Origin of the sequence: Crossiella sp. CA198 (genome assembly GCF_052078295.1) — a bacterium.
In the GTDB taxonomy this organism is placed as follows: Bacteria; Actinomycetota; Actinomycetes; order Mycobacteriales; family Pseudonocardiaceae; genus Crossiella.
The window spans coordinates 322,973-346,668 of the sequence record NZ_JBQJIM010000003.1 but is presented as its reverse complement, the minus strand read 5'-3'; the positions used below and the strand labels follow the sequence as shown (position 1 = coordinate 346,668).

Sequence of the window (23,696 nt, the reverse complement as noted above, 5' to 3'; positions counted from 1 at the left end):
CAGCTTACCTCCGATTAGCGCCTTCCGCTTGACAAGCTAACCTTCGATCAGGAAGCTTATGGAAAGTAAGCCAGTCGGGAAAAACTTGTGGAGGACGCACGTGAGCACCCTGTTCGACGAGGCGAAGATCGGCGGCCTTGGACTGGCCAACCGCATCGTCCTGTCCCCGATGACGCGCAACCGTGCCGACCGGGACGGGGTGCCGACCGATCTCATGGCGACCTACTACGCCCAGCGGGCCGCCGCCGGGCTGATCGTCACCGAGGGCACCCAGCCGTCGGCGATCGGCCAGGGCTAGGTGACCACGCCTGGCCTGCACACCGACGAGCAGGTCGCGGGCTGGTGCAAGGTCACCGACGCGGTGCACGCCGAGGGTGGCCGCATCTTCATCCAGATCATGCACACCGGCCGCATCGGCCACTCCTCGCTGCACGATGGCGAGCCGCAGGTGGCGCCGTCGCCGGTGGCCGCCGAAGGGCAGACCTTCACCTACGAGGGCCTGGTGGACAACGAGACGCCGCGTGAGCTGACCACCGCCGAGGTCGAGCGGACCGTGGCCGAGTACGTCCAGGCCGCGCGCAACGCGATTCGCGCCGGCGCCGACGGCGTCGAGCTGCACGGGGCGAACGGCTACCTGATCCACCAGTTCCTGGCCAGCGGCAGCAACCAGCGCACGGACAAGTACGGCGGCCCGGTGGCCAACCGCATCCGGTTCGCCGTCGAGGTGGCCACCGAGGTCGCCAAGGCGATCGGCCCGGAGCGCGTCGGCCTGCGCATCTCGCCGGCGAACACCTTCAACGGGATCACCGAGACCGAGACCGAGGAGCTGTACCCGGCGCTGCTGCGCGAGATCGCGCCGCTGGGCCTGGCCTACCTGCACATCGTGGAGAGCGCGGGCCGCGAATTCACCCGCACGCTGCGCGCGCAGTGGTCAGGCGTGGTCATCCTCTCCCCGAACAACGACGGCGCCCCGACCGGCAAGGAACACGGCGAGCAGGCGATCGCCGACGGCGCCTGCGACCTCGTCGCCTTCGGCAGGCAGTTCCTGGCCAACCCGGACCTGCCCGCGCGGTTCCGTACCGGCGCGGACCTCAACGAGGCCGACCCGGCCACCTTCTACGGCGGCGACCACCGCGGCTACACCGACTACCCGGCCCTGACTGCCTGACCGGGCGAACAACGGGAGCGGGGCGGCGGTGGGGGCCGTCCCGCTCTCACCGTTTCCTGCTGAGGAATATTCCAGTCCATGATCGATATGGTCATCACCACAGCTCGGTGACGTCATCGTGGAGTTCACCGCGGCCCGGGGCATGCTGTTTCACATGCACGCAGAGCACCACTATCTGGCTGGACTCGACCTCACCGGCCGCCGGGTCGTCGTCATCGGAGCCGGCACCGTCGCCCAGCGCCGCCTGCCCCGGCTGGTCGCGGTCGGCGCGGCGGTGGAGGTCATCGCCCCCGAGGCGACGCCCGCGGTGGATGCCATGGCCCAGGCAGGCGAGATCACCTGGACCCGCCGCCGCTACGCCGAGGGCGATCTTGACGCCGCCTGGTATGCCCTGGCCTGCGCGGACGACCCGGAGGTCAACGCCGCGGTGGTCGCCGAGGCCGAGACGCGCCGGGTGTTCTGCGTGCGCGCCGACATCGGCGTCAAGGGCACCGCGGTCACCCCCGCGATGGGGGAGCACGACGGGCTGCTGTTCGGGGTCTTGTCAGGTGGCAGGCCACTGCGCTCGGCCGCGGTGCGCGACACCGTGCTGGACGCGCTGCGCACCGGGCAGCTCGACGACGCGCACGCGGGCGCCGACTCGCGGGTGAGTGCAGGCGAGCTGCCCGGTGTCGCGCTGGTCGGTGGCGGCCCCGGCGATCCGGAGCTGATCACCGTGCGCGGCCGCAGACTGCTGGCCAGGGCCGACGTCGTGGTCGCCGACCGGCTCGCGCCACGCGAGCTGCTGGAGGACCTGCCACCACAGACCGAGGTGGTGGACGCGGCCAAGATCCCCTACGGCCGCGCCGCCAGCCAGGAGTTCATCAACAAGACGCTGATCGAGAACGCCCTGGCCGGGAAGTTCGTCGTCCGTCTCAAGGGCGGTGACTCCTACGTCTTCGGCCGCGGCTTCGAGGAACTGATCGCCTGCGCCGAAGCAGGCGTGCCGGTCACCGTCGTCCCCGGGGTGACCAGCGCGTTCGCCGTGCCCGCCCTGGCCGAGGTGCCGGTGACGCATCGCGGGGTGGCGCACGAGGTGGTCGTGGTGTCCGGGCACGTCGCGCCGGACGACCCGCGCTCACTGGTCGACTGGTCGTTGCTGGCGCGGCTGCGCGGCACCCTCGTGCTGCTGATGGCGGTGGAACGGGCCGAGGTCTTCGCCGCCGCGCTGATCGAACACGGCCGCCCCGCGGACACCCCGGTCGCGGTGATCCAGGAGGGCGCGACCCGGAGCCAGCGCGTGCTGCGCTGCGCGCTGGACGGCCTGGGCGCGGCGATCCGGGACGAGGGCATCCGGCCGCCGGCGATCATCGTGGTCGGGCCGGTCGCGGGCCTGGCCGCGGAGCTGCCGGGCCGGTCGAGCTGATCGCGGTCGCGCCGGAGCCGCTGGTGGTGGGCTGAAGGCGCAGCCGGGACTGGGCGAGTGCTGGGCCGGGCTTCGAGCGTGGAGCGAGGCTGGTGCGGCGGGTGCGCGGCGGGTGGCGCCGACCGTGCGACTACGTGCCGGGACGCCTCGGCGATCGCGTGCGGTGACTCGGCACTCCACTGCATGACGCGACGTGACTCGGCGCTCCGCAACCGGGCGAACCAGTCGACCGCGCTCGCATCACGCGAGTCAGCTACGACCCACGCACCCTCTCGGGCGCGAGTGACGCAGCACCCGGAAGCCGAAAAACGGGGCGGCCCCGGCACCATCGATCTGGTGCCGGGGCCGCCCCGTTCGTGCTGTTGCTACTTGTCAGCGACCCGCGCTCGGGCGGTGGGTCGCGCCGCCGGTGTGGCGGCGCTGCTGCCAGCCGCCACTGCTGCTGCGGTTGCCGCTCGGGCGACCGTCGCCGCCGCGCCAGCCTTCGCCGCCCGCGCGCCGGGTGTCGCCGCCGGAGCGGTTGTCGGTGCGGTAGCGGTTCTCGCCGGTGCTGCCGGAACCCGCGCTGTGCCGGTTGTCCGAGCGGGGGGCGTCAGGGCGACCCTCACCGCGGTTGTCGGTGCGGTAGCGGTTGCCCTCACTGCGGTAGCGGTCGCCGCCACCGGCGGTGCGCTCGCCCGCGGCGCGGTTCTCGCCGTAGCCGCGGTTCTCGCCGTAGGAGCCGCTGCCTGCGCGGTTCTCCGAATAACGGTTACCTGGGTAACGGTTCTCCCGGTAGCCGCCCTCGCGGGGGGCGCTGTCGCGGGAGGCGTTGTCACGGTAGCCGCCCTGGCGGGGGCCACGGGTGTCGTCGGTGCGGCGGAAGTCGCCGCCCCGGCCCTCGGTGCTCCGGTTGTCACTGCCGCGGTAGCCGCCGCGGTCGTTGGACCGGTACTCGCCACCGCCGCGGTACTCGCCACCGCGGTTGGCGGCCTCGGAGCGGCCCTCGCCGCTGTCGCGGAAGTCGCGCCGGGCCTCGGTGTAGTCCCGCCGGGACGCGCCACCGCGCTCGTCGGTGCTCGGCTTGAAGCGGTTCGGCCTGCCACCCTGACCACGGTCGTTCCAGCTGCTCCGGCCGCGGTAACCGCCGCCGCCCTCGCCGCGCTCCGGCCGGTCGCCGAACTTGCGGCGGCCCATGGGACGCTCCGGCTCGTCCGGGATCGGCTCGCCGCTGGGCTCGCGGGCGCCGGTCAGTTCGATCAGCGCCTGGTCGCCGGGGCGGACCTTGGTGGTCACCGGGCTGACGCCGGCCTTGCCGGTCATCGCCTGCACCGAGCGGCGCTGGTTGTGCAGCACCAGGGTGACCACGGTGCCCGACTCGCCGGCCCGCGCGGTGCGGCCCGCGCGGTGCAGGTAGTCCTTGGGGTCGGCAGGCGGGTCCACGTGCAGGACCAGGCTGACGCCGTCGACGTGGATGCCGCGGGCGGCGACGTCGGTGGCGACCAGCACCGGGGCGATGCCCTCGCGGAACTCGGCCAGCGTCCGGGTGCGGGCGCCCTGGGTCTTGCCGCCGTGCAGCGCGCCGGCGCGAACGCCCAGGCTGCGCAGCTTCTTGGTCAGGCGGTCCACGGTGTGCTTGGTGCGCACGAACATGATCGTGCGGCCGTCCCGCGCGCCGACCTCGGCCACGATGGTGTTCTTGTCCTCGGCGGAGATCAGGAGCACGTGGTGGTCCATGGTCGTCACGCTCGCCGAGGAGGGCGCGGTCGAGTGCGTGACCGGGTTCTTCAGGTACTGGCGGACCAGCTTGTCCACGTCACCGTCGAGGGTCGCGGAGAACAGCAGGCGCTGACCATCGGCGGCGACCAGGTCGAGCAGCTCGCGGACCTGGGGCAGGAAGCCCATGTCGGCCATCTGGTCGGCCTCGTCCAGCGCGGTCACGGTGACCTCGGACAGGTCCGCGGTGCCCTGGCGCACGTGGTCGGCCAGCCGGCCGGGGGTGGCGATCAGCAGGTCGACGCCGCGGCGCAGCGCGCTGATCTGCTTCGGGAACGAGGTGCCACCGACGACCATGCGGCAGGTCAGGCCGAGCGCGTCGGCGTAGTCGGTGAGCGAGTCCTGGACCTGCATCGCGAGTTCGCGGGTCGGCACCAGCACCAGGCCACGCGGCTGGCGCGGCTTGGCGTGCGAGCCGGCCAGGCGGGTCAGCATCGGCAGGCCGAACGCGAGGGTCTTGCCGGAACCGGTCTGACCCCGTCCGAGCACGTCCTTGCCGGCGAGCGCGTCGGGCATCGCGGCGGCCTGGATCGGGAACGGGGTGATGATGCCCTTGCGCGTCAGCGCCTGCACGACCGGGAGCGGCAGGCCAAGCTCGCTGAAGGAAGGAACCGCCTGCTCGACGACGCCCTCGGCGTCATCAGGGCGAACGGGACTGACAGATGTGTCAACGGACACAGATGACCTCCGAGACATGGCACGTCTCGGGGATGCCCCACGCCATGGATGGCGTTTCGGGAGCTGATCGCAAGGACGAGCCCGGCGCGTTGCGCGCCTCTGGTGGGTGGTGTGGCACCACGGGCCGTTCAGTGTGGCTGGGCGGCGACCAGTGGTCGTCCGCCCGATCGCGGTACCTGATCAGTGTAGCTGGTGTCCGGAGAAGCTCCGCACCGATCCAGCTCCGAGTGAGCGAGCTAACGTCCGCACAGGTCAGCGCGGGGGTGGACCGGTGGGCGCGCGGAGTCCACGAAGCGGACCGCGGCGCCCACCGGTTGGACTCCGGCGCCGCGCGGGTCAGCGGATGCCTGCCTCCCTGGCCAGCAGGTCGGACAGCCAGTCCGGATCGGCCACGCCGGGGGACATGCCGCGGCTGACGAACCAGTCGCACACCCCGCGCACATCGCGATCCAGGTAGCCGCTCGCCGCCGGATTGGCGACCAGGTCCACCGCCTGGGGCAGGTCGATCAGCATCAACCGGCCGCGGTGCACCAGCAGGTTGAACGCGGACAGGTCGCCGTGAGTCAGGCCCTGGGCGGCCAGATCCAGCAGCGCCTGCACCAGTTGCCGCCACAGGCCGCGCAGCTCGTCCGGGTCCGGGCGGAGCTGGGCCAGCCGGGGTGCGGCGGTGCCGTCGGGCTCGCCGAGGAACTCCAGCAGCAACTCGGTGTTGGCCAGCTGCACCGGGTACGGCACCGGCGCCCCGGCCAGCCACAACCGGCTGAGCACGGCGAACTCGGCGACCGCCCACTGCTGGCTGATCACATCACGGCCGAAGGAGGTGCGCTGCGCCATCGCACGCATTTGCCGGGACTCGGCGACCTTGCGACCGTCCAGGTAGCCGGCGTCGCGGTGGAACATGCGGTGCTCGCGGGCGCGGTACCGCTTGGCGGCCAGCAGACAGGAGGTCCCGTCCGCGCCGGTCCGCTCGATCAGGTGCACATCGGCTTCCTTGCCGGTCTTGAGCACACCCAGCTCGACGTCGGTGGTGTCCGGGTCGGTGACCAGCCAATCCGGCATGGGGCCGGGGCCGCGTTCGGAGCGGGACAGCTCCTCGAAGCGCCGTCGCCGGGTCGCGTCGCGCGGTTCCTCGTCGTCGAAGCGCTTCTTGCGGCGCGGGGTGCGGGATGAACTGAAGGCGTTGTCGTACTCGTGCCTGCGCACGCTGGGGCTCCTAGGTGACTACACCCCAGCCGTGCGCGAGAAAAGGCGTCAGCGACCGGCGGGGAGAACGGGCGGGCGGCGGCGAACCGCGCCCAGGGCGATGGCAAGTTCCATCGGTCCCACCTCCTCGACCCAGCCGGTGTGACCACCGGCACCGGTGCGTGCGAAAGCCAGCATGCCGACCGCAACGGTGGCGCACAACCGAATTTCCGCGGCGGCGGCTCAGCCGCTGACGATCACGTCCAGGGCCAGCTCACCGGCCCGCTCCACCCGCAGGCCCGCGGCCATCGCGACCTTGCGCACTCCGTCCACAGTGGACGGTTCGGACCTGGTCACCGCCAGCGCCCGCGCCAGCCTGCCCTTGTGCGACTTGTTGTGGTGGCTGACCACGGTCCGCTTGCCACGCGCGTCCTCGGTCAGCACCCGCACCGCCACCGCGTCCGGGATCCTCGCCAGGTTCGCGTACACACCCGACCGCAGATCCACCACCAGCCCGGACACCGTGCTCAGCGCAGGCTCCAGCGCGGGCCGCCACAACGCGCCCAGCGGTCCGATCGCGGGCAGCACACTGCCCCCGGACAACCGGTAGGCCGGAATCTCATCGTCCGCGGCGAGCACACCGAACAACGCCGAGGCCACCGCCAGTCGCGTGTTCGCCCGCGCCAGCTCCGTCTTGCCGAACCCGGGCACGTCCAGCGCGTCGTAGAGCACCCCGGTGTAGCGGGACAGCGCGGGCATGGTCGGCGCGCGCCGCAGTCCGGCGTTGCGCTCCACCTCGGCGGACTGCCGCGCGGAAATGCCGAGCGCGGCCAGGCTCGCGGGCACGTCGGCGGCCAGTTCCACCAGCGCGTCCAGCAGCTTCTCCCGCACCGGGTTCAGCTCGGGCGCGAACAGCCCGTCCACCGCGAGCGCGGGCCCGTCGCCACCGGGGGCCTTGGTTTCCGAAGGGGGGAGCAGCACCAGCACGAACGCACCCTATCCGGGCCGGGGCCCGGCGAAATTCAGTCGTCACCTCCTCGAGTGGTCCTTACCTTCCTTACTCATGCAGACCTTCGGCGCGGATCTCGTCCACCGGCCCCTGACCGCGGCGGACGCCCCGGCCTGGGCCGAGCTGACCGCGGCCGAGCAGAAGGCCGACCCCGGTGGCGAGGAGTACTCCGCGAGCGAACTCGCCGAGGAACTGGCCGTGCCCGGCTTCGACCCGGCCACCGACTCCCTCGGCGTCTTCCACCGCGACACGCTCGTCGCCGTCGGCTTGGTCTACCGCAAGCCCACCCGCGAGCCGGAACTCTGGTACCGCCTCAATGGCAGCGTGCATCCCGACCACCGTCGCAGCGGCATCGGCACCGCCCTGCTGCGCTGGCAACGCGACCGCGTCCGGCGGATGCACCGCGACAGCGGCAGCACCCTGCCCGGTTTCGTCACCGCGGGCCGCCACGCCGAGGACGCCGGCCACGAGAAGATCCTCACCACCGCCGGGATGGAACCGGTGCGCTGGTTCTTCGACATGGCCTGCGACCTCACCGCACCCCTGGTCACCGCGCCGGTGCCCGCGGGACTGCGTGTCGAGGACCACCCGGTCAGCGCGGACGAGGCGGTCCGGCTCGCCTACGTGGAGACCTTCGGCGACCACTGGGGCAGCCCGGACGCCGACCCCGACTACTGGCGGCACAACTTCGTCGAGGCCGGCATTTTCCGCCGCGACCTGTCCCGCCTGGCCTACGACGGCGACCAGATCGCCGGATACGTGCTCTGCTTCCGCGGTGCGCGCGACCGCGACGACCAGGGCCGGGAACGGGTCTGGCTCGGCGACATCGGCGTGCGCCGGCCCTGGCGCCGCCGCGGTCTGGCCGCCGCGCTGATCGCCGACGTGCTCGCCCGCTGCGCCGCCGCCGGATTCCCGCGCGCCGCGCTCGGCATGGACGCGGACAACCCGACCGGCGCGCTCGGCGTGTACCAGCGCGCCGGTTTCCAGGTCGAACACCGCTGGGTCACCCACGGCGAACGGCTGCCCGCCCCGGCTGACCACACGTGGCCGACCGAGGGCTGACGACCTCGGATCCAGTTGTCAGCCCAGTTCGGCCGGGTCACCGTGGTTGGCGATGCAGAACTCGTTGCCCTCCGGATCGGCCAGCACCGTCCAGGTCAGTCCCGGTACCTCGTGCGTGGCCAGCACCCGGGCGCCCAGCCCCACCACTCGCTCGATCTGCGCCTCCGGATCGGGTCCGGTGAGGTCGATGTGCACCCGGTTCTTGCCGGCCCGCTCCTCGGGGACCCGCTGCAGCCCGATCCCGGTGGCGCCGGGACCCGGTGGCGCGAGCACCACGTAATCGCCGTAGTCCGCGGCGACCGAGGCGCCTAGCACCTGAGTCCAGAAACCAGCCTGCGCCTGCGGATCCGCGCAGTCGATGGTCACCATGCCGATGCTCAAACCCACTGTCCGCTCTGTCATGGCGCGCACGCTAGACCCTGCCACCGACAACCCGCCTGCGCTGCGCGGATACCCTTCACTACGCTTTCCCGCGCGTCTTGTCAGCGCACGTCCACCCGATCCCGAAACCCCAGGAGTCCCGTCGTGATCACCAGGATGTCGTCGTTGTTCCTGCGCACGCTGCGCGAGGATCCGGCGGACGCCGAGGTGCCGAGCCACAAGCTGCTCGTGCGCGCCGGCTACGTCCGCAGGGTCGCGCCGGGCATGTTCTCCTGGCTGCCGCTGGGATACCGGGTGCTGCGCAACATCGAGAAGGTCGTGCGCGAGGAGATGGACGCCATCGGCGGCCAGGAGGTGCACTTCCCCGCGCTGCTGCCCAGGGAGCCCTACGAGGCCACCGGCCGCTGGACCGAGTACGGCGACAGCCTGTTCCGGCTCCAGGACCGCAAGAAGGCGGACTACCTGCTCGGGCCCACCCACGAGGAGCTGTTCACCCTCATGGTCAAGGGCGAGTACGGCTCCTACAAGGACTACCCGGCCGTGCTCTACCAGATCCAGAACAAGTACCGGGACGAGGCGCGGCCCCGCGCGGGCATCCTGCGCGGCCGCGAGTTCGTCATGAAGGACTCCTACTCCTTCGACCTGGACGACGAGGGCCTCAAGCGCTCCTACGAGCTGCACCGCGAGGCCTACATCCGGATCTTCGACCGGCTCGGCCTCAAGTACGTGGTCGTCTCCGCGGTCTCCGGCGCGATGGGCGGCTCGGCCTCCGAGGAGTTCCTCGCCGAGAGCGAGACCGGTGAGGACACCTTCGTGCGGTGCCTGGAGTCCGGGTACGCGGCCAACGTCGAGGCCGTCACGACTCCGGTGCCGCCCGCTCGCGCGCTCGAGGGGCTGCCCGCGGCGCAGGTCCACCACACGCCGAACACGCCGACCATCGAGACCCTGGTCGACTTCCTCAACGGCGCCTCCCTCGGCCGTGAGTTCACCGCCGCGGACACGCTGAAGAACGTCATGGTCAAGGTGCGCAAGCCTGGCGACGCCGACTGGGACCTGCTCGCGGTGGGCGTGCCCGGCGACCGCGAGGTCGACTTCAAGCGCCTGGAGGCCTCGGTCTCGCCGCTCGAGGTCGCGCTGCTCGAAGAGGCCGACTTCAAGGCCAGCCCCTGGCTGGTCAAGGGCTACATCGGCCCGAAGGCCATCCAGGACAACGGGGTCCGCTACCTCGCCGACCCGCGCATCGTCACCGGCACCGCCTGGGTCACCGGCGCGGACCAGGCCGACCACCACGTGATCGACCTGGTGGCCGGCCGCGACTTCACCCCCGACGGCGTGATCGAGGCCGCTGAGATCCGCGAGGGCGACCCGTCGCCGGACGGCGCAGGCGTGCTGGTCGCCGCGCGCGGCATCGAGATCGGCCACATCTTCCAGCTCGGCCGCAAGTACGCCGACGCCTTCGGGCTGGACGCGCTCGGCCCGGACAGCAAGCCGGTCCGGATCACCATGGGCTCCTACGGCATCGGCGTCTCGCGCGCGGTCGCCGCGGTCGCCGAGCAGCACTACGACGGCCGCGGGCTGATCTGGCCGCGCGAGATCGCGCCCGCCGACGTGCACGTGGTCATCGCGGGCAAGGACGAGACGCTGCGCGAGGGCGGCGAATCGCTGGCCGCCGAGCTGGACGCGCAGGGCGTGCGGGTGATCCTGGACGACCGCACCGCCTCGCCCGGGGTGAAGTTCGCCGACGCGGAACTCGTCGGCGTGCCCACCATCGTGGTGGTCGGGCGCGGGCTGGCCAACGGCGTGGTCGAGGTCAAGGACCGGCGCACCGGCGAGCGCGAGGACGTGCCGCGGGACGAGGTCGTGGCCACGCTGGTCGCCCTGGTGCGCGGCTGAACCTGGCGTGACACCCAGGCACCGGGTAGACCTGCGTAGGTGACTGCGCAGCTACCCCTGGACGCCAACGGCGTGGACGAACTGGCGGCTCGTCTGCGAGCGGGAGGCATCGACCTGATCGCACTGTCCTTTGTGGACAATGCGGGCATTGTCCGGGTCAAGGCGGTGCCCTCCCGCAAGCTGGCCGCGGCCGTCCGGCACGGGGTGGGCGCCTCGCCCTGCTTCGAGACCTTCACCTGTGATGACCGGCCGCTGGTCGGCAAGTACCTGGGTGGGCCGGACGGCGACCTCCGGCTCATCCCGGATCTGAACCGGCTGGTGCCGCTGGCCGCGCAGACCGGGTGGGCGCTGGCCCCGGCCACCAAGTTCACCCAGGACGGTGAGGTCTTCACCGCGTGTCAGCGCAGCTTCGCCGCCCGGCAGGTCGCCGCGGCGGCCGAGCTGGGCCTGGAACTGCGGATGGCCTTCGAGACCGAGTGGCAGGTCGGACTGCCCGACACCGGCACGGAGTTCGTACCGGCCTTCGAGGGGCCGGGTTACGGGCTGGCCCGGTTGTCCTCGGTCGCCGACTACGCGCGTGACCTGGTGCAGGTGCTCGGCCGGCAGGAGATCGAGGTCGAGCAGTTCCACCCCGAGTACGCGCTCGGACAGCTGGAACTGTCCATCGAGCCGAACGATCCGGTGGCCGCCGCCGACGACGTGCTGCTGGTCCGGCACACCATCCGCCGGATCACCGCGGCACGCGGCTGGCGGGCCAGCTTCGCGCCGACCGCGGTCGCCGGGCGGTCCGGTTCCGGCGCGCATGTTCACCTATCCGTGCATACCAAGGGTGGGCCCGCGTTCGCGGGCGGGTCCGGCAGACACGGTCTGCGACCGGTGGGCGAGGCGTTCCTGGCCGGGGTGCTGCGCGAACTGCCCGGACTGATCGCGATCGGCGCCGGGAACCCGGCCAGCTTCCTGCGGCTGCAGCCCTCGTTCTGGGCCGGCGCCTGGCAGTGCTGGGGCCGGGAGACCAGGGAGGCGGCGCTGCGGTTCATCACGCCTTCGGCCGGTCAGCGGCCGAGCGCGGCCAACGCCGAGATCAAGTGCTTCGACGCCACCGCCAACCCGTACCTGGTGGTCGGCGGCATCATCGCGGCCGGCCTGGCCGGGGTCCGGGCCAAGCTGACCCTGCCGCCGGAGATCACCGGCGATCCGGTCGCCATGACCGAGGACCAGCGCGCGGCGGCGGGCGTACACCGGCTGCCGACCTCGGTGCTCGCGGCCGCGGCCGCGCTCGAAGGCTCCGAGGTGCTGGCCGAGGCACTCGGCGCGCCACTGCACGACGCGATCCTCACCGTGCGCCGCGGCGAGGCGGAACGCTTCGCCGAAGCCGACGCGGAGGAGATCGTCACGCGCACCCGCTGGCTGTTCTGAATGATCACCGACGAGGTGCCGCTGCTCGACCACCACTGCCACGGTGTGGTCGACGCCGACCTGGATCGCCCCGCCTTCGAGGCGCTGCTCACCGAGGCGCCCACCGCGCATCCGGGGCGCAGCGGGTTCGACTCGCTGCTGGGCGCGGCCGTGCTGCGCTGGTGCGCGCCGCTGCTCGACCTCGAACCGCACTGCGATCCCGAGCGCTACCTGGCCCGGCGCTGGGAACTGGGCTGGGCGGAGGTCAGCCGCCGCCTGCTGCGCGCGGCCGGGGTCGGCACCTGGCTGGTCGACACCGGCTACAGCTCGGTATCGCTGACCACCCCCGCTGAGCTGGCCGAACTCGGCGGCGGCGTGGCACACGAGATCCTGCGGCTGGAACAGGTCTTCGAGGAGGTCTCCCGCACCGCCGACGCGGCCGGACTCGCCGCGGCGGTGGAGGCGGCGGTGCGCACGCGTGGCGCGCACGCGGTCGGTCTGAAGAGCATCGTCGCCTACCGCACCGGCCTCGAACTGCCCGCCCAGCCACCCACCGCGGCCGAGTTCACTCGCGCCGCGGACACCTGGCTGCGTGAGGGCGACGGCCGGCTCGCCGACCCCGTGCTGCTCGGCTGGCTGGCGCACCTGGGCGTGCGGGTCGGCGCCGAACTGGGCCTGCCGCTGCAACTGCACACCGGCTTCGGCTACCCCGACCTGCGGCTGCAGCGCGCCGACCCGCTGCTGCTCAGCGACTTCCTGTCCGCGACCCGGCACGGCAGCGCCACGGTGATGCTGCTGCACTGCTGGCCGTTCCACCGCAACGCCGGCTTCCTCGCGCACGTCTACGGGCAGGTCCGGGTTGACGTCGGACTCGCCGTGCCTTACGTGGGCGAGCGCGCGCACGAGGTGCTCGCCGAACTGCTGGAGCTGGCCCCGTTCAGCTCGGTCTGCTACTCCTCCGACGGCTACGGCCTGCCTGAGCTGCTGTTCCTGGGCGCCAAGCTGTGGCGGCGCGGACTGGGCAGGCTGGTGGACACCTGGGTCGCCGACGACGCGCTGCCGGTCCGCGCCGCCGAACGCCTGGTGCACGGCATCGCCGCGGGCAACGCCGCCAAGGTCTACATCCGCGCTCGGCCGAATGGACCAACCGGTTAGGCGGAACCGCCCACGTCGCTTATGTATCTGTTGAAACGCACCTCCTTTAGTTCGTATCTGCTGGTCACAGCGATCTTGTGTGCTGGACCACATGCGCCCTGCACGCACCACCCTGACCCTGCTGACCGCGGTGACCGCCGCGTTCGCGGGCACTCTGGCCGTCCTGCCGGCCAATGCCGCCCCCGCGCCGGCGGGGATGTCCGTCGTCGCCGACGAGACCCAGCCGATCTACTCCCACGCCGAGGCCATCCGCGAGACCGTCTACATCGAGTCCAAGATCGACAGTGACGGTGACGGCAAGCTCGACCGCATCGCCGCCGACGTCATGCGCCCCAAGGAGACCAACACCGCGGGCCTGAAGTCGCCGGTGGTCATGGAGGCTAGCCCGTACTACCGCGGCACCACCGCGCGCGAACGCGCCGTCGACGCCGACCGCCAGATCCCCGGCACCGCGCCGCGTGGCTTCGGCCGCTGGTACGACGAGTTCTTCGTGCCGCGCGGGTACGCCGTGGTCGAGGTGGAGATGCAGGGCACTTCCCGCTCGGCGGGCTGCCCGACCACCGGCGGCAAGGAGGACACCGCCTCGATCGTGGCCTCCATCGACTGGCTCAACGGTCGCACCAAGGCCTACTACGCCGACGGCAAGCCCGCGGTCGCCTCCTGGAGCACCGGCAAGGTCGGCATGCTCGGCGTCTCCTACAACGGCACCCTGCCCAACGCGGTGGCCACCGCCGGCATCGAGGGCCTCAAGACCATCGTGCCGATCGCGGCCATCTCCAGCTGGTACGACTACACCCGCGACCAGGGCATCGGCTACAGCGGCGGCTGGGACCGGCGCTACCCGGAGTACCTGGCCAACTACGTGATCAGCGCCGACGCCAAGACCAAGTGCGCGGCCAAGGTGAAGGCCCTCGGCGACAACGCGGGTGACGACACCTTCGACTACACCCCGTTCTGGCAGGAACGCGACTACCGCCCCAGCGCCGCCAACATCAAGGCGTCGGTGTTCGTCGTGCACGGCCAAGAGGACTGGAATGTCAAGCCCGGCCACTACTCCAAGCTCTGGTACGAGCTGGTCAAGAACAACACCCCGCGCAAGATCTGGCTGCACCGCGGCGCCCACCTCGACCCGATCGGCTTCCGCCAGGCCGAGTGGCAGCGCGTCATGCACAAGTGGATGGACCACTGGCTGGTCGGCCTGCAGAACGGGATCATGAACGAGCCGCAGGCTGACATCCAGCGCCCCAACGGCGCCTGGGAGACCCACTCCAGCTGGCCGCAGGCCGGCACCGCCAACGCCAAGCTGTACTTCGGCCCGGCCACCTCCGGCGCGGTCGGCTCGCTGAACAAGACCGCGGCCACCGGCACCCAGTCCTTCACCAACAACAGCAGCCAGACCGAGACCACCGCGGTGTCCACCCCGGAAACCGCCAAGGCCAACCGGCTCGCCTACCTGACCCCGCCGCTGGCCAAGAACACCACGCTGTCGGGCACCACCAAGCTCGACGTCTCGGTCACCCCGGACAGCGCCAGCACCCCGCTGACCGCGGTCCTGGTCGACTACGGCCCGGCGACCACCACCACGCTGTCCGACAAGACCCCTGAGCAGCTGCTCACCGAGTCCTGTGAGGCCGCAGACCTGGCCCTGCGCACCGGTTGCGCGGCCCCGCCGCTGGAAAGCCAGGCCGCGGTCACCTACCAGGTGGTCACCAAGGGCTCGATCGACGTCAAGAACCACGCGTCGCTGCAGCGCGGCACCCCGCTGACGCCGGGCACCGCCTACCGGGTCCGTTTCGAGCTGCACCCGAAGGACTACGTGTTCCCGGCCGGGCACCGCATCGGCGTGGTGCTCGTGGCCAACCTGAGCAGCTACGCCTCGGTGGACGCCGCCGCCCGCGGTCTGCGGGTGTCGCTGGCCGCCAGCAGCGTGGACCTGCCGCTGGTCGGCGGCAGCACCGCGCTCGGCGGCTGACAACTCGACCGCCCTACCGAACAACACCGGTTATAGCGGTGGTCCCGCCCGGCAGCACCCCGGGCGGGACCACCGCTCGTTTCGGCCCGAACGGCCTGGTTTCAAGCATTCGAAGCAGGTCAGAGCGCACAAGGTTGCGCCATTAGGTCGATCCGCCAGGCCCATTCGTCCTGTGAGCTGTCAGCGGTCGCGCCTCGGTGAGGCAGGCGCGACCGGAGGAGGATTCATGGAACACGCGCGCAGACCAGTCGCGCTGCTCGCCGGTCTGGTGGCTGTGGTCACCGGCTCGGCGTTGCTCATGCCGCTTTCCGCCGCGGCGACCCCGCAGGGGCCGGTGGTCGGCAACGAGACCAAGCCGATCTACTCCCACGCCGACGCGGTGAAGGAAACCGTCTACATCGAGTCCAAGATCGACAGTGACTCGGACGGCAAGCTCGACCGGATCGCCGCGGACGTCATGCGTCCCAAGGAGACCAACTCCGGCCTGAAGGTCCCGATCGTGATGGAGTCCAGCCCGTACTACCAGCTGGCCCCGCTGCTGACCCGCGATCGCCTGGACCGGCAGATCCCGATGCTGCCGAAGGACTTCCGTCGCTGGTACGACGAGTTCTTCGTGCCGCGTGGCTACGCCGTGGTCGAGGTCGAGATGCAGGGCACCGCCCGCTCCGACGGCTGCCCGACCACCGGCGGCAAGGAGGACACCAGGTCCATCGCCGCCTCCATCGACTGGCTCAACGGTCGCGCGAAGGCCTTCTACGCCGACGGCACCCCCGCCATCGCCTCCTGGAGCACCGGCGCCGTGGGCATGCTCGGCGGCTCCTACAACGGCACCCTGCCGACCGCGGTCGCCGCGACCGGCATCAAGGGCCTCAAGACGATCGTGCCCATGTCGGCGATCTCCAGCTGGTACGACTACACCCGCGACCAGGGCATCGGCTACAGCAACGGCTGGGACGAGCGCTACGCCGAGTGGCTTGCCAGCTACGTCGCCAGCCCCGCCGCACGCGAGCGGTGCAAGGAGCAGCTCAAGGCGCTGGGTGACAACTCCGGCGACGACACGTTCAACTACACCTCGTTCTGGCGGGAACGCGACTACAAGCCGGACGTGGACAACATCCGCGCCTCGGTGTTCGTCGTGCACGGCCAGGAGGACTGGAACGTCAAGCCGGCCCACTACTCCAAGCTGTGGGACCTGCTGGCCAAGAACCACGTCCCGCGCAAGCTGTGGCTGCTGCGCGGCGGGCACATCGACCCGAACGGCGTGCGCCAGGCCGAGTGGCAGGCCGCGATGCACCGGTGGATGGACCACTGGCTGTACGGCCTGGACAACGGCGTGATGAAGGAGCCGATCGCCGACATCCAGCGCCCGGACGGCAAGTGGGAGACCCAGACCAGCTGGCCGGACAAGAAGGCGGAGGACACCCGCCTGTTCTTCGGCCCGGCCACCGACGGCGTCGCGGGCACCCTGCGCTCGCTGCCGAGCTGGCCCGCCGGGAACCAGTCGTTCACCGACGACCCGCAGCAGACCGAGGTCAACGCGATCGGCGGCCCGGAAGCGGCCAAGGCCAACCGCCTCGCCTACCTGACCCCCGAGCTGAAGCAGCCCACCAGGATCTCGGGCACCTCCGAGGTCACCGTCCGGGTCACCCCGGAGACCACCAGCACCCCGCTGACCGGTCTCCTGGTCGACTACGGCCCGGCCAGCGACCCGGCCTTCCGCCCGGTCGTGGTCACCCGTGGCGCGATCGATGTGAAGAACCACCTGTCGCTGAGCTGGGAACACGATCTCAAGCCCGGCCAGTCCTACTACGTGCGCTGGAAGTTGCACCCGAAGGACTACATCTTCGCCGCCGGTCACCGCATCGGCCTGGTGGTCGTGGCCAACGACGCGAGCTACGTCTCGGTCGACGCCAAGGCAGGCAAGAACTCGATCTCGCTGCTGACCAGCCACATCGAGCTTCCGGTCGTCGGCGGCCGCAAGGCCCTCGGCTTCTGACCGGCTGCCAGGGCCCACTCAGCTCCCAGAAGCCGAGCACCCCTGACAGCCCGCACCACCAGCACTGACCACAGCGCCCCGGCGACCAACCGCCGGGGCGCTGTCACGTCCGCAGCAGCTCACCCGGTCACCAGCGCGAGACAGCGGCAATTAGCCGATCCGCACACCAGCCCCGCTGACAAGCCCGCACCCGGCCCCGCTGACAAGACCATCGTCAGCCAGCCGAATCCGCCAAACCCACCCAGCCACGACGCGCCGCACTCCGGCCCCCGCCGCAGCTCAGCGCACGAGCACCGCAGCGCACCATCGCAGCTCGCCAGCACCGCAGCTCAGCGCACCAGCGCCGCCAACACCCCCGCCGTATCCGCCAGATCCGGCAACACCACATGCGCCCCCGCCGCCCGCAACTCGGCCGCGTCACACCGCCCAGTCGCCACCCCGACCGCGGTCGCCCCGTGGTGCAACGCCGCCGCCACGTCATGTGGCGTGTCGCCCACCACGACCACTCGCTCAGCCGGGAACGTCACCCCGTACTTGCGTCCGGCCAGCGTCACCGCCGTACCCACCAGCGGATGCCGCTCCACCGACTCGTGCCCGTACCCGCCGACCTCGAAGTCCACGTGCTCATCCAGCCCGAACGCGTCCAGCTTGAACCGCGCGACCTCCGGCAGATTCCCGGTGACCAGGCTCTGCACCACCCCCGGCGTGTCCGCCAGCGCCCGCAGCACCGCCGCCGCCCCCGGTAACGCGCTGCCACGTTCGTGCAGTACCTCCCGGTCCTCGGCCACCACGTCGACCAGCGCGGCGAACACCCGCCGCACCTCGTCCTCGGTGTCCGGGATGCCGTGCCGGTTCAGCAGCTCGGTGGTGATCGCCCGCTCAGTCCGCCCCTGCATCGACGGCACATGCCGGATCGCCTGCCCAGCCAGCCGCCGCAGCACGGTCCCGTACCAGTCAGCGCCGGTTCCGCGCAGGTCAACAAGGGTCAGGTCGATATCCCACAGCACCAGCGTGTGCGGCGTCATCACTCCACCACGCGCAAGCTGGAGATCATCTTCTCCATGTCGGCCGCGCTCAACGAGTCCGGCGTGTCCTGGTCGGCCTGGATGACGAACACCGTCCCCGTCTCCACCGTCGCACCCTTCACCGCCACCACGTGCACCACACCCGCGGGCGGATCGCACTCGTGCTTGGCGGACACCTTCACCTTCGCCGTGACCCGCGAAGCTTCCCGGGCGCCCACCATCATCGGTGTCGCCTTGCCCAGCTCAACCTGCGGCTGCACGCCCTCCGCCTCGCCGTACCGGCCATCGGCCCACAGCTTCGCCCCTTCCCCCGCGGTGCTCGCCGCGTCCGACACCTTCGCGCCACCGATCCCGACCAGCGCACGTCGCGCGGTGCGCCGCTTCGGATCAGCGGTGCAGTAGCCCTCCTTGAAAGTGGACACGCCGCTCATCGCGACCTTCGGCCCGTTCGCGTCCTCGAACCCGACGATCGTGGCCGGACTCAGCACCTTCCACTCGCGCGGCACGTCATAGGCCAGCCCACGCTTTGTCCAGACCGCCTGCCATCCCGTAACCTGCGGCGTCACCGATTTGCTTGGCAGCGTCGTGGTCGGCGCGGGAGTGCGCGAGGTGGTGCCGCGCGTGGTCCGCCCGGTAGTGCCCGAGGCGGCCGCCGCGCTCGTCTCACTCGGCCCGGACCCGCCCGAACCGCTGACCAGGAACACGATCGACACCAGCCCGATGAGGATCACCGCGCTCAGCGCCACCACGGCGATCCGGCGACCACGCTGCTGCGGCGGAGGGGGCGGCTGTGGCGGAACCGGACCGTCGGTCCGATACACCCCCAGCCCGCCGTACTCCGGACCCGAGCCGTAGAACTCGGTGTTCTGATACCGCTCCCAGTAGGCCGGATCCTGTCCGTTGCCGGGTCCTGACGATGTCACCCCGCGACCGTACCGGTCCTGGCCCGGCGAGTTCGGTCACTTGGCCAGCCGCACCGAGTCGAGGATCTGTTTCATCTCGTCCTCGGTCGGCGTGAACTGCGCGTTCTTGCCCTCGTACGACACGTCGAGCATGAACACCGAGGTGCCTTTCGCCCCCTTGACCGCCAGCCCAATCACCTGTCCACGCGGCGCGTTGCACTCACTGGTCTTGCCCGCCGTGGCGTTCGCGACCACCAGCACCCCGGTCGTCCCGCTGTTGTCGAAGGTCTTCGGCTCGTTCAGCACCACCTTCGGCTCGACCTTGTCGACCGTGTAGCCCTGGGTGGCCACGTATTTGGCCAGGTCACTGGCCGCGCGAGTGAGGTTGGTGTCATCGGTGCGACCGGAGCCGACCTCGGCGCGAGTGAACTGCCCGGTGCCGCAGTCGTACGGGTAGCGCGCCGCCATGCCCTTCAGGATCGGCCCGGCCGTCGTGCGCGACATCCCGTCACCGCCCTTCTGCCAGGACGCGGGCACCTTGTAGGTCAGCCCGGACTCGGTGTTGGTGATGGTCTGCGCTGCCGCCGACTTCGTGCTGCTCGAACTGCTGCCCGCCGCGGCCGACGAGGTCGGGGGAGTGCTCTGCGCCGCGGGAGGCGGTGTCTCATCCCGGACCAACAACACGACCACCAACACCAGACCAACCACGATGACCAGGCTCAACGCGGCGATGATCGCCATCCGCCAGCGGTTCTTCGGCGGCTCGGGCTGACCTTCGCCGAACACGCCCAGGCCCCCGTAAGCCCCGGTGAACTCGCCGCCGCCCCTGTTGCCCTGATCCCCAGACCACGTCACGGCTGGACACCGTACCTAACGCAGCTGAGACCGTCGGGTCTCCGGCACGATCAACATGCCGACCACCGTCAAACCCAGGCACACCGCGAGCAACCACGCCACCGGCGCCGCCGACCCGGTGCTCCGCAACAGCTGCGTCCCGACCAGCGGCGCCGCCGCGCCAGCCAGCATCGTCGCCGCCTGGTATCCAACTGAAACTCCGGAGTACCGCACCGTCGTGTCGAACAGCTCCGCGTAGAAGGCGGCCTGTGCCCCGGTGAGCAACCCGTGCAGGAGCAACCCCACCCCCACCGCGAGCAACACCCACACCTGGTCTTTGGTCGCGACCAGCGGAAAGAACGCCGCCGTCCACCCAGCGGCCAGCACCGCGGCGACCACCGCCACCGGCCGCCGCCCGAACCGGTCCGACAACGCCCCACCAGCAAGCATCGCCAGCACCTGCACCACAGAGCCCGCCGTCACCGCTACCGTGGCCGCTCCCGCGGGCAACCCGATGTGGTTCGCGTAGACGAGTAAGAAGATCGTGAAGACGTAGAACGCCGCGTTCTCCCCAACCCGTGCCGCGAACACGCTGAACAACTCCCGCGGATGCCGCCGAAACGCTGTCACCAGCGGTGCCCGCTCCGGCCGAGCCTCCCGCTTCACCTCGGCGAACAACGGCGACTCGGCCACCCGCAACCGAACCCACAACCCGACCAGCACCAGCACCACGGACGCCAGGAATGGAATCCGCCAACCCCAGGAGGTGTAGTCAGCGCTGCTCATCGAGTACGCGGTCGCCGCCAGGGCGGCCGTGGCCAGCAGGTTTCCCAACGGCCCACCAGTCTGTGGCGTAGCTGTCCAGAACCCCCGCTGCCGAGCCGGCCCATGCTCGGCGACAAGCAGCACGGCCCCACCGAACTCGCCACCCAGCGCGAACCCCTGCACCAGCCGCAGCAACGTCAGCAGCACCGGCGCCACGACCCCGATCTCGGCATACCCGGGCAGCACCCCGATCAGGAACGAGGACACCCCCATGAGCAGCAGGCTGACCGCGAGCAGTTTCTTCCGTCCAACCCGGTCGCCGAAGTGCCCGAACACCACGCCGCCCAATGGTCGCGCGACAAACCCAACGGCATAGGTGACCAGCGCGAGCAACACCCCGACCAGGCCGTCGGCCTGCGGAAAGAACACCGGCCCGAAGATCGTCGCCGCAGCCGCGCCGTACAGGAAGAAGTCGTAGAACTCGACCGTGGTGCCAATGACGCCCGCACTCACCACCCGGATGAGCGGCCCACGCCCCGCCGCGCCGCCAGACCCCTCCCGAACCCCGTCACCCATGCGCCGCAGCCTCACTCGCACCCAGCGCGGAGTCAAGATTTTCGGACGATTTCGTCCGCTATCCGGACATCAACCCGAGATTCGCCTAGCCAACCAAACCAAACGTCCTCAACTCACCCCACCAGCAAGCTGAGCCGCACCTTCCGCACCGGATTGTCCACATTGGTGTCCACCAAACACACCGACTGCCACGTCCCGAGCGCCATCCGCCCACCAATCACCGGCACCGTCGCATAGGGCGGCAACAACGCTGGCAGCACGTGATCCCGACCATGCCCACGTGAACCATGCCGATGCCGCCACCGATCATCCTTCGGCAACAGATCCCGCAACGCGGCCAACAGGTCGTCATCGCTGCCCGCGCCGGTCTCCAGCACCGCAAGTCCCGCCGTCGCGTGGGGCACCCACACATGCAGCAGCCCATCGCGCCCACCCGCATCCGCCAGGAATCGTTCACACTCGGCCGTGAGGTCATAGACCACCTCGACCGACCCGGTCCGGACCTCGATCTCCTCGGTCAACACCTCACGCACGGTACCGATCCCAACCTAGGGTCGTACTCGTGCGCCTCACCCACGGACACAACTTCGATGCCCCAATCGGCTACCTGAACACCGCCAGCATCGGCATTCCGCCTGCCTTCGTGGCCGACACCCTCACGGACTCAATCGCCCGCTGGCGAACCGGCGCTGACACCGCCCCAGACTTCGACGCACAGGTCGCCCGTGCCCGAGCAGGCTTCGCTGCCCTGGTCGGCGTACCACCGGGGCAGGTCGCCAGCGGTGCCAGTGTGTCCCAGCTGATAGCGCTAGTCGCAGGCAGCATCCCAGATGGCACCCGCGTCCTCACCCTGTCTGACGACTTCACCAGCGTGACATTTCCCTTTGCAGCCCAAGCACATCGCGGCATCACAGTCACCGAGGTCGAAGCAGACAAGCTCCTGTCCACTGTGGAGCAGGCCGACCTGGTCGCGGTCAGTCTCGTGCAGTCGGCCACTGGCTTCGTGCTCGACGCGGACGCGCTCCGCGAGGCAACCACGGCCGCAGGCGTCCCAGTACTGCTCGACGTCAGCCAAACGGCCGGGTGGATGCCGCTCTCGCTCGGCTGGGCCGACTGGGTCGTCGGCGCCGCCTACAAATGGCTGCTGTCACCGCGTGGCGCCGCCTGGCTCGCTGTCCGGCCAGACGTGCTCGAGCGCACGCTCCCACTCGCCGCCAACTGGTACGCCGGAGAGGACCCCTGGGCCTCGATCTACGGCCTGCCGTTGCGGTTGGCGAACGATGCTCGACGCCTTGACCTGTCACCGGCGTGGTTTGCACAAGTGGGTGCCGCGGCAGCGATTCCGTGGCTGGCAGGGCTGGACCTGGGGGCGGTTCGCGACCACTGCGTGGGGCTGGTCGACGCTGTGCGCAGGGGACTTGGACTTCAGGGGAACGGGTCAGCGATCACCTCTCTCGAATTGACCACAGAACAGATCGGGCGACTGCGGGCCACGGGGGTCCGGTTCAGCATGCGGGCAGGAAGAGCGCGCTTGTCCTTCCATCTCTACAACACCGCCGCAGACGTCGACCTTGTGTTGGGTGCACTCACGTAGTCGTGGCACCAGACATGCTGACGCCCAGACGTCTTTCGACGCCGGACAGGACAGGTGTGAATCTGCGGTCGTGGGTCGTGCGAAGGCCGGATGCGTGGCCCTGGCGTGGCAAGGGGATGGGGCTGGCGGCGTTGATGGCAGGGATGTGGGCGGCCGCCGCATGAACCGGCAGGAGATTGGGCGGGGACACCGTGGTGCTGGCTGGGCGGTGCTTGCCAGCGGGGTGGCGATAGGGATGGCGGGGGCGCATGCGGGCAACTGACCAGCTCGGGATCCGACGTGGCGTGTTCTGCCGCAACGAAGTGAGTTGGCGCTTGCACAAGGCGATCAGTGCCTCGGCGCGGCGTTCGGACTTCGGGGTTGGGGCTTCACCGGCCGGGGTGGGCAGGACTGTGTTCAGTGCCTCGTGCAGGGTCGCGCCGCCAGCCTGATCCAGTCGACCATGCAGGGTGACTGTGCCGTCCTCGTGGGTTCGGATGGCCAGTCGACCGTGGCCTGACTGGTCTGTCGCTGTGCCGCGCCGGGGAGCGGTGTGTTCCTGACGGACCTGTCTGACGTGCTCGCGGAAGCGGGCCGCGTCGAGGGCTTTGGCTGTGGCCAGGAGGTCTGGCAGGGCCGCGGTGAACGCGGTGGCGCCGATGCCGACGCGAGTGCGGGCGAGCAGGCTGACATGTGGGTAGGGGAGTTCGCCGCCAGTGAACAATGCGGCCACCTTGGGCAGTTCGCGGAGTTGCCGGGCGACGCAAACCCGTTGGGACGCTTCGGATCCGGTCATGTGCAGTTCGCGGACCAGCCAGGCTCGCATCGAGGTGTGCCGGTCCAGTTTGTAGTCGCCGCGCGCGTCGGCTTCGCCGATGGTTCGGCTGAACTCGGCCTGGAGTCTGGTGAGATTCCGCCATTGGTCGCGGAGGCGTTTCCGCTGGTCGTTCGACATGCCATCGACGCTAGG

Annotated in this window: 18 protein-coding genes and 1 pseudogene; 9 read left to right on the top strand and 10 right to left on the bottom strand. The window is 70.6% G+C overall.

What is annotated here, in order from left to right:
* Window positions 1–58 precede the first annotated feature (58 nt).
* Window positions 59–1,168: pseudogene (locus ACTOWY_RS06675) on the top strand (alkene reductase).
* A 154-nt stretch (window positions 1,169–1,322) separates the two neighbouring features.
* The gene (cobA, locus tag ACTOWY_RS06670) at window positions 1,323–2,573 is read left to right on the top strand and encodes a uroporphyrinogen-III C-methyltransferase (RefSeq protein ID WP_441308713.1); all 1,251 of its coding nucleotides are present in this window, start codon (window positions 1,323–1,325) and stop codon (window positions 2,571–2,573) included.
* A 372-nt stretch (window positions 2,574–2,945) separates the two neighbouring features.
* Here cobA and ACTOWY_RS06665 read toward each other — a convergent pair whose 3' ends face one another.
* The 3 genes from ACTOWY_RS06665 to yaaA form a co-directional block, all read right to left on the bottom strand.
* A complete protein-coding gene (locus tag ACTOWY_RS06665; RefSeq protein WP_441308712.1) occupies window positions 2,946–5,024 on the bottom strand; it encodes a DEAD/DEAH box helicase in 2,079 nt (692 codons plus the stop codon).
* A 318-nt stretch (window positions 5,025–5,342) separates the two neighbouring features.
* Window positions 5,343–6,209, bottom strand: a complete 867-nt coding sequence (locus ACTOWY_RS06660; protein ID WP_441308711.1) for a serine protein kinase RIO — start codon at window positions 6,207–6,209, stop codon at window positions 5,343–5,345.
* A gap of 222 nt (window positions 6,210–6,431) precedes the next feature.
* Window positions 6,432–7,175: a peroxide stress protein YaaA gene (gene yaaA, locus ACTOWY_RS06655; protein ID WP_441308710.1), complete on the bottom strand. Its 744-nt coding sequence runs from the start codon at window positions 7,173–7,175 to the stop codon at window positions 6,432–6,434.
* Between the two features lie 76 nt (window positions 7,176–7,251).
* On the opposite strand from yaaA, the gene ACTOWY_RS06650 reads away from it, so the two are divergent.
* A complete protein-coding gene (locus ACTOWY_RS06650; RefSeq protein ID WP_441308709.1) occupies window positions 7,252–8,259 on the top strand; it encodes a GNAT family N-acetyltransferase in 1,008 nt (335 codons plus the stop codon).
* Between the two features lie 18 nt (window positions 8,260–8,277).
* Here the strand turns inward: ACTOWY_RS06650 and ACTOWY_RS06645 are convergent, their stop codons facing one another.
* The gene (locus ACTOWY_RS06645) at window positions 8,278–8,646 is read right to left on the bottom strand and encodes a VOC family protein (protein ID WP_441308839.1); all 369 of its coding nucleotides are present in this window, start codon (window positions 8,644–8,646) and stop codon (window positions 8,278–8,280) included.
* A 138-nt stretch (window positions 8,647–8,784) separates the two neighbouring features.
* Here ACTOWY_RS06645 and ACTOWY_RS06640 point away from each other — a divergent pair, with 138 nt between their 5' ends.
* The 5 genes from ACTOWY_RS06640 to ACTOWY_RS06620 all read left to right on the top strand — a co-directional run bounded on the left by ACTOWY_RS06640 (window position 8,785) and on the right by ACTOWY_RS06620 (window position 17,051).
* Window positions 8,785–10,533, top strand: coding sequence for a proline--tRNA ligase (locus tag ACTOWY_RS06640; protein ID WP_441308708.1), 1,749 nt, complete (start codon window positions 8,785–8,787; stop codon window positions 10,531–10,533).
* Between the two features lie 39 nt (window positions 10,534–10,572).
* A complete protein-coding gene (locus tag ACTOWY_RS06635) occupies window positions 10,573–11,949 on the top strand; it encodes a glutamine synthetase (RefSeq protein ID WP_441308707.1) in 1,377 nt (458 codons plus the stop codon).
* On the top strand, window positions 11,950–13,083 hold the full coding sequence (locus tag ACTOWY_RS06630; protein ID WP_441308706.1) for an amidohydrolase family protein: 1,134 nt from the start codon (window positions 11,950–11,952) through the stop codon (window positions 13,081–13,083).
* Window positions 13,084–13,174: 91 nt separating this feature from the next.
* Window positions 13,175–15,055 (top strand): Xaa-Pro dipeptidyl-peptidase, encoded by a 1,881-nt coding sequence (locus ACTOWY_RS06625; RefSeq protein WP_441308705.1) that lies wholly within the window; start codon window positions 13,175–13,177, stop codon window positions 15,053–15,055.
* A gap of 226 nt (window positions 15,056–15,281) precedes the next feature.
* Complete coding sequence (locus tag ACTOWY_RS06620; protein WP_441308704.1) at window positions 15,282–17,051, top strand: Xaa-Pro dipeptidyl-peptidase; 1,770 nt, start codon at window positions 15,282–15,284, stop codon at window positions 17,049–17,051.
* Window positions 17,052–17,380: 329 nt separating this feature from the next.
* Here the strand turns inward: ACTOWY_RS06620 and ACTOWY_RS06615 are convergent, their stop codons facing one another.
* The 5 genes from ACTOWY_RS06615 to ACTOWY_RS06595 all read right to left on the bottom strand — a co-directional run bounded on the left by ACTOWY_RS06615 (window position 17,381) and on the right by ACTOWY_RS06595 (window position 21,677).
* Window positions 17,381–18,076 (bottom strand): HAD family hydrolase, encoded by a 696-nt coding sequence (locus ACTOWY_RS06615; RefSeq protein ID WP_441308703.1) that lies wholly within the window; start codon window positions 18,074–18,076, stop codon window positions 17,381–17,383.
* On the bottom strand, window positions 18,076–18,822 hold the full coding sequence (locus ACTOWY_RS06610; RefSeq protein WP_441308702.1) for a hypothetical protein: 747 nt from the start codon (window positions 18,820–18,822) through the stop codon (window positions 18,076–18,078). The genes ACTOWY_RS06615 and ACTOWY_RS06610 overlap by 1 nt, the downstream gene beginning before the upstream one ends.
* A gap of 213 nt (window positions 18,823–19,035) precedes the next feature.
* A complete protein-coding gene (locus ACTOWY_RS06605; protein WP_441308701.1) occupies window positions 19,036–19,719 on the bottom strand; it encodes a hypothetical protein in 684 nt (227 codons plus the stop codon).
* A gap of 129 nt (window positions 19,720–19,848) precedes the next feature.
* Window positions 19,849–21,153 carry an MFS transporter gene (locus ACTOWY_RS06600; RefSeq protein ID WP_441308700.1) on the bottom strand — a complete coding sequence of 435 codons (1,305 nt, stop codon included), beginning with the start codon at window positions 21,151–21,153 and terminating at the stop codon, window positions 19,849–19,851.
* A 113-nt stretch (window positions 21,154–21,266) separates the two neighbouring features.
* Window positions 21,267–21,677 carry a secondary thiamine-phosphate synthase enzyme YjbQ gene (locus tag ACTOWY_RS06595; RefSeq protein ID WP_441308699.1) on the bottom strand — a complete coding sequence of 137 codons (411 nt, stop codon included), beginning with the start codon at window positions 21,675–21,677 and terminating at the stop codon, window positions 21,267–21,269.
* Between the two features lie 38 nt (window positions 21,678–21,715).
* On the opposite strand from ACTOWY_RS06595, the gene ACTOWY_RS06590 reads away from it, so the two are divergent.
* Window positions 21,716–22,747, top strand: coding sequence for an aminotransferase class V-fold PLP-dependent enzyme (locus tag ACTOWY_RS06590; RefSeq protein ID WP_441308698.1), 1,032 nt, complete (start codon window positions 21,716–21,718; stop codon window positions 22,745–22,747).
* Here ACTOWY_RS06590 and ACTOWY_RS06585 read toward each other — a convergent pair.
* Window positions 22,740–23,681, bottom strand: coding sequence for a DUF222 domain-containing protein (locus ACTOWY_RS06585; RefSeq protein WP_441308697.1), 942 nt, complete (start codon window positions 23,679–23,681; stop codon window positions 22,740–22,742). The genes ACTOWY_RS06590 and ACTOWY_RS06585 overlap by 8 nt on opposite strands.
* Window positions 23,682–23,696 lie beyond the last annotated feature (15 nt).

Coding starts and splice junctions, on each gene's coding strand:
- ACTOWY_RS06665 (WP_441308712.1), bottom strand. CDS start 5,024: ATGTCTCGGAGGTCATCTGTGTCCGTTGACACATCTGTCAGTCCCGTT.
- ACTOWY_RS06650 (WP_441308709.1), top strand. CDS start 7,252: ATGCAGACCTTCGGCGCGGATCTCGTCCACCGGCCCCTGACCGCGGCG.
- ACTOWY_RS06600 (WP_441308700.1), bottom strand. CDS start 21,153: ATGGGTGACGGGGTTCGGGAGGGGTCTGGCGGCGCGGCGGGGCGTGGG.
- ACTOWY_RS06585 (WP_441308697.1), bottom strand. CDS start 23,681: ATGTCGAACGACCAGCGGAAACGCCTCCGCGACCAATGGCGGAATCTC.
- cobA (WP_441308713.1), top strand. CDS start 1,323: ATGCACGCAGAGCACCACTATCTGGCTGGACTCGACCTCACCGGCCGC.
- ACTOWY_RS06605 (WP_441308701.1), bottom strand. CDS start 19,719: ATGGCGATCATCGCCGCGTTGAGCCTGGTCATCGTGGTTGGTCTGGTG.
- ACTOWY_RS06630 (WP_441308706.1), top strand. CDS start 11,950: ATGATCACCGACGAGGTGCCGCTGCTCGACCACCACTGCCACGGTGTG.
- ACTOWY_RS06620 (WP_441308704.1), top strand. CDS start 15,282: ATGGAACACGCGCGCAGACCAGTCGCGCTGCTCGCCGGTCTGGTGGCT.
- ACTOWY_RS06625 (WP_441308705.1), top strand. CDS start 13,175: ATGCGCCCTGCACGCACCACCCTGACCCTGCTGACCGCGGTGACCGCC.
- ACTOWY_RS06615 (WP_441308703.1), bottom strand. CDS start 18,076: ATGACGCCGCACACGCTGGTGCTGTGGGATATCGACCTGACCCTTGTT.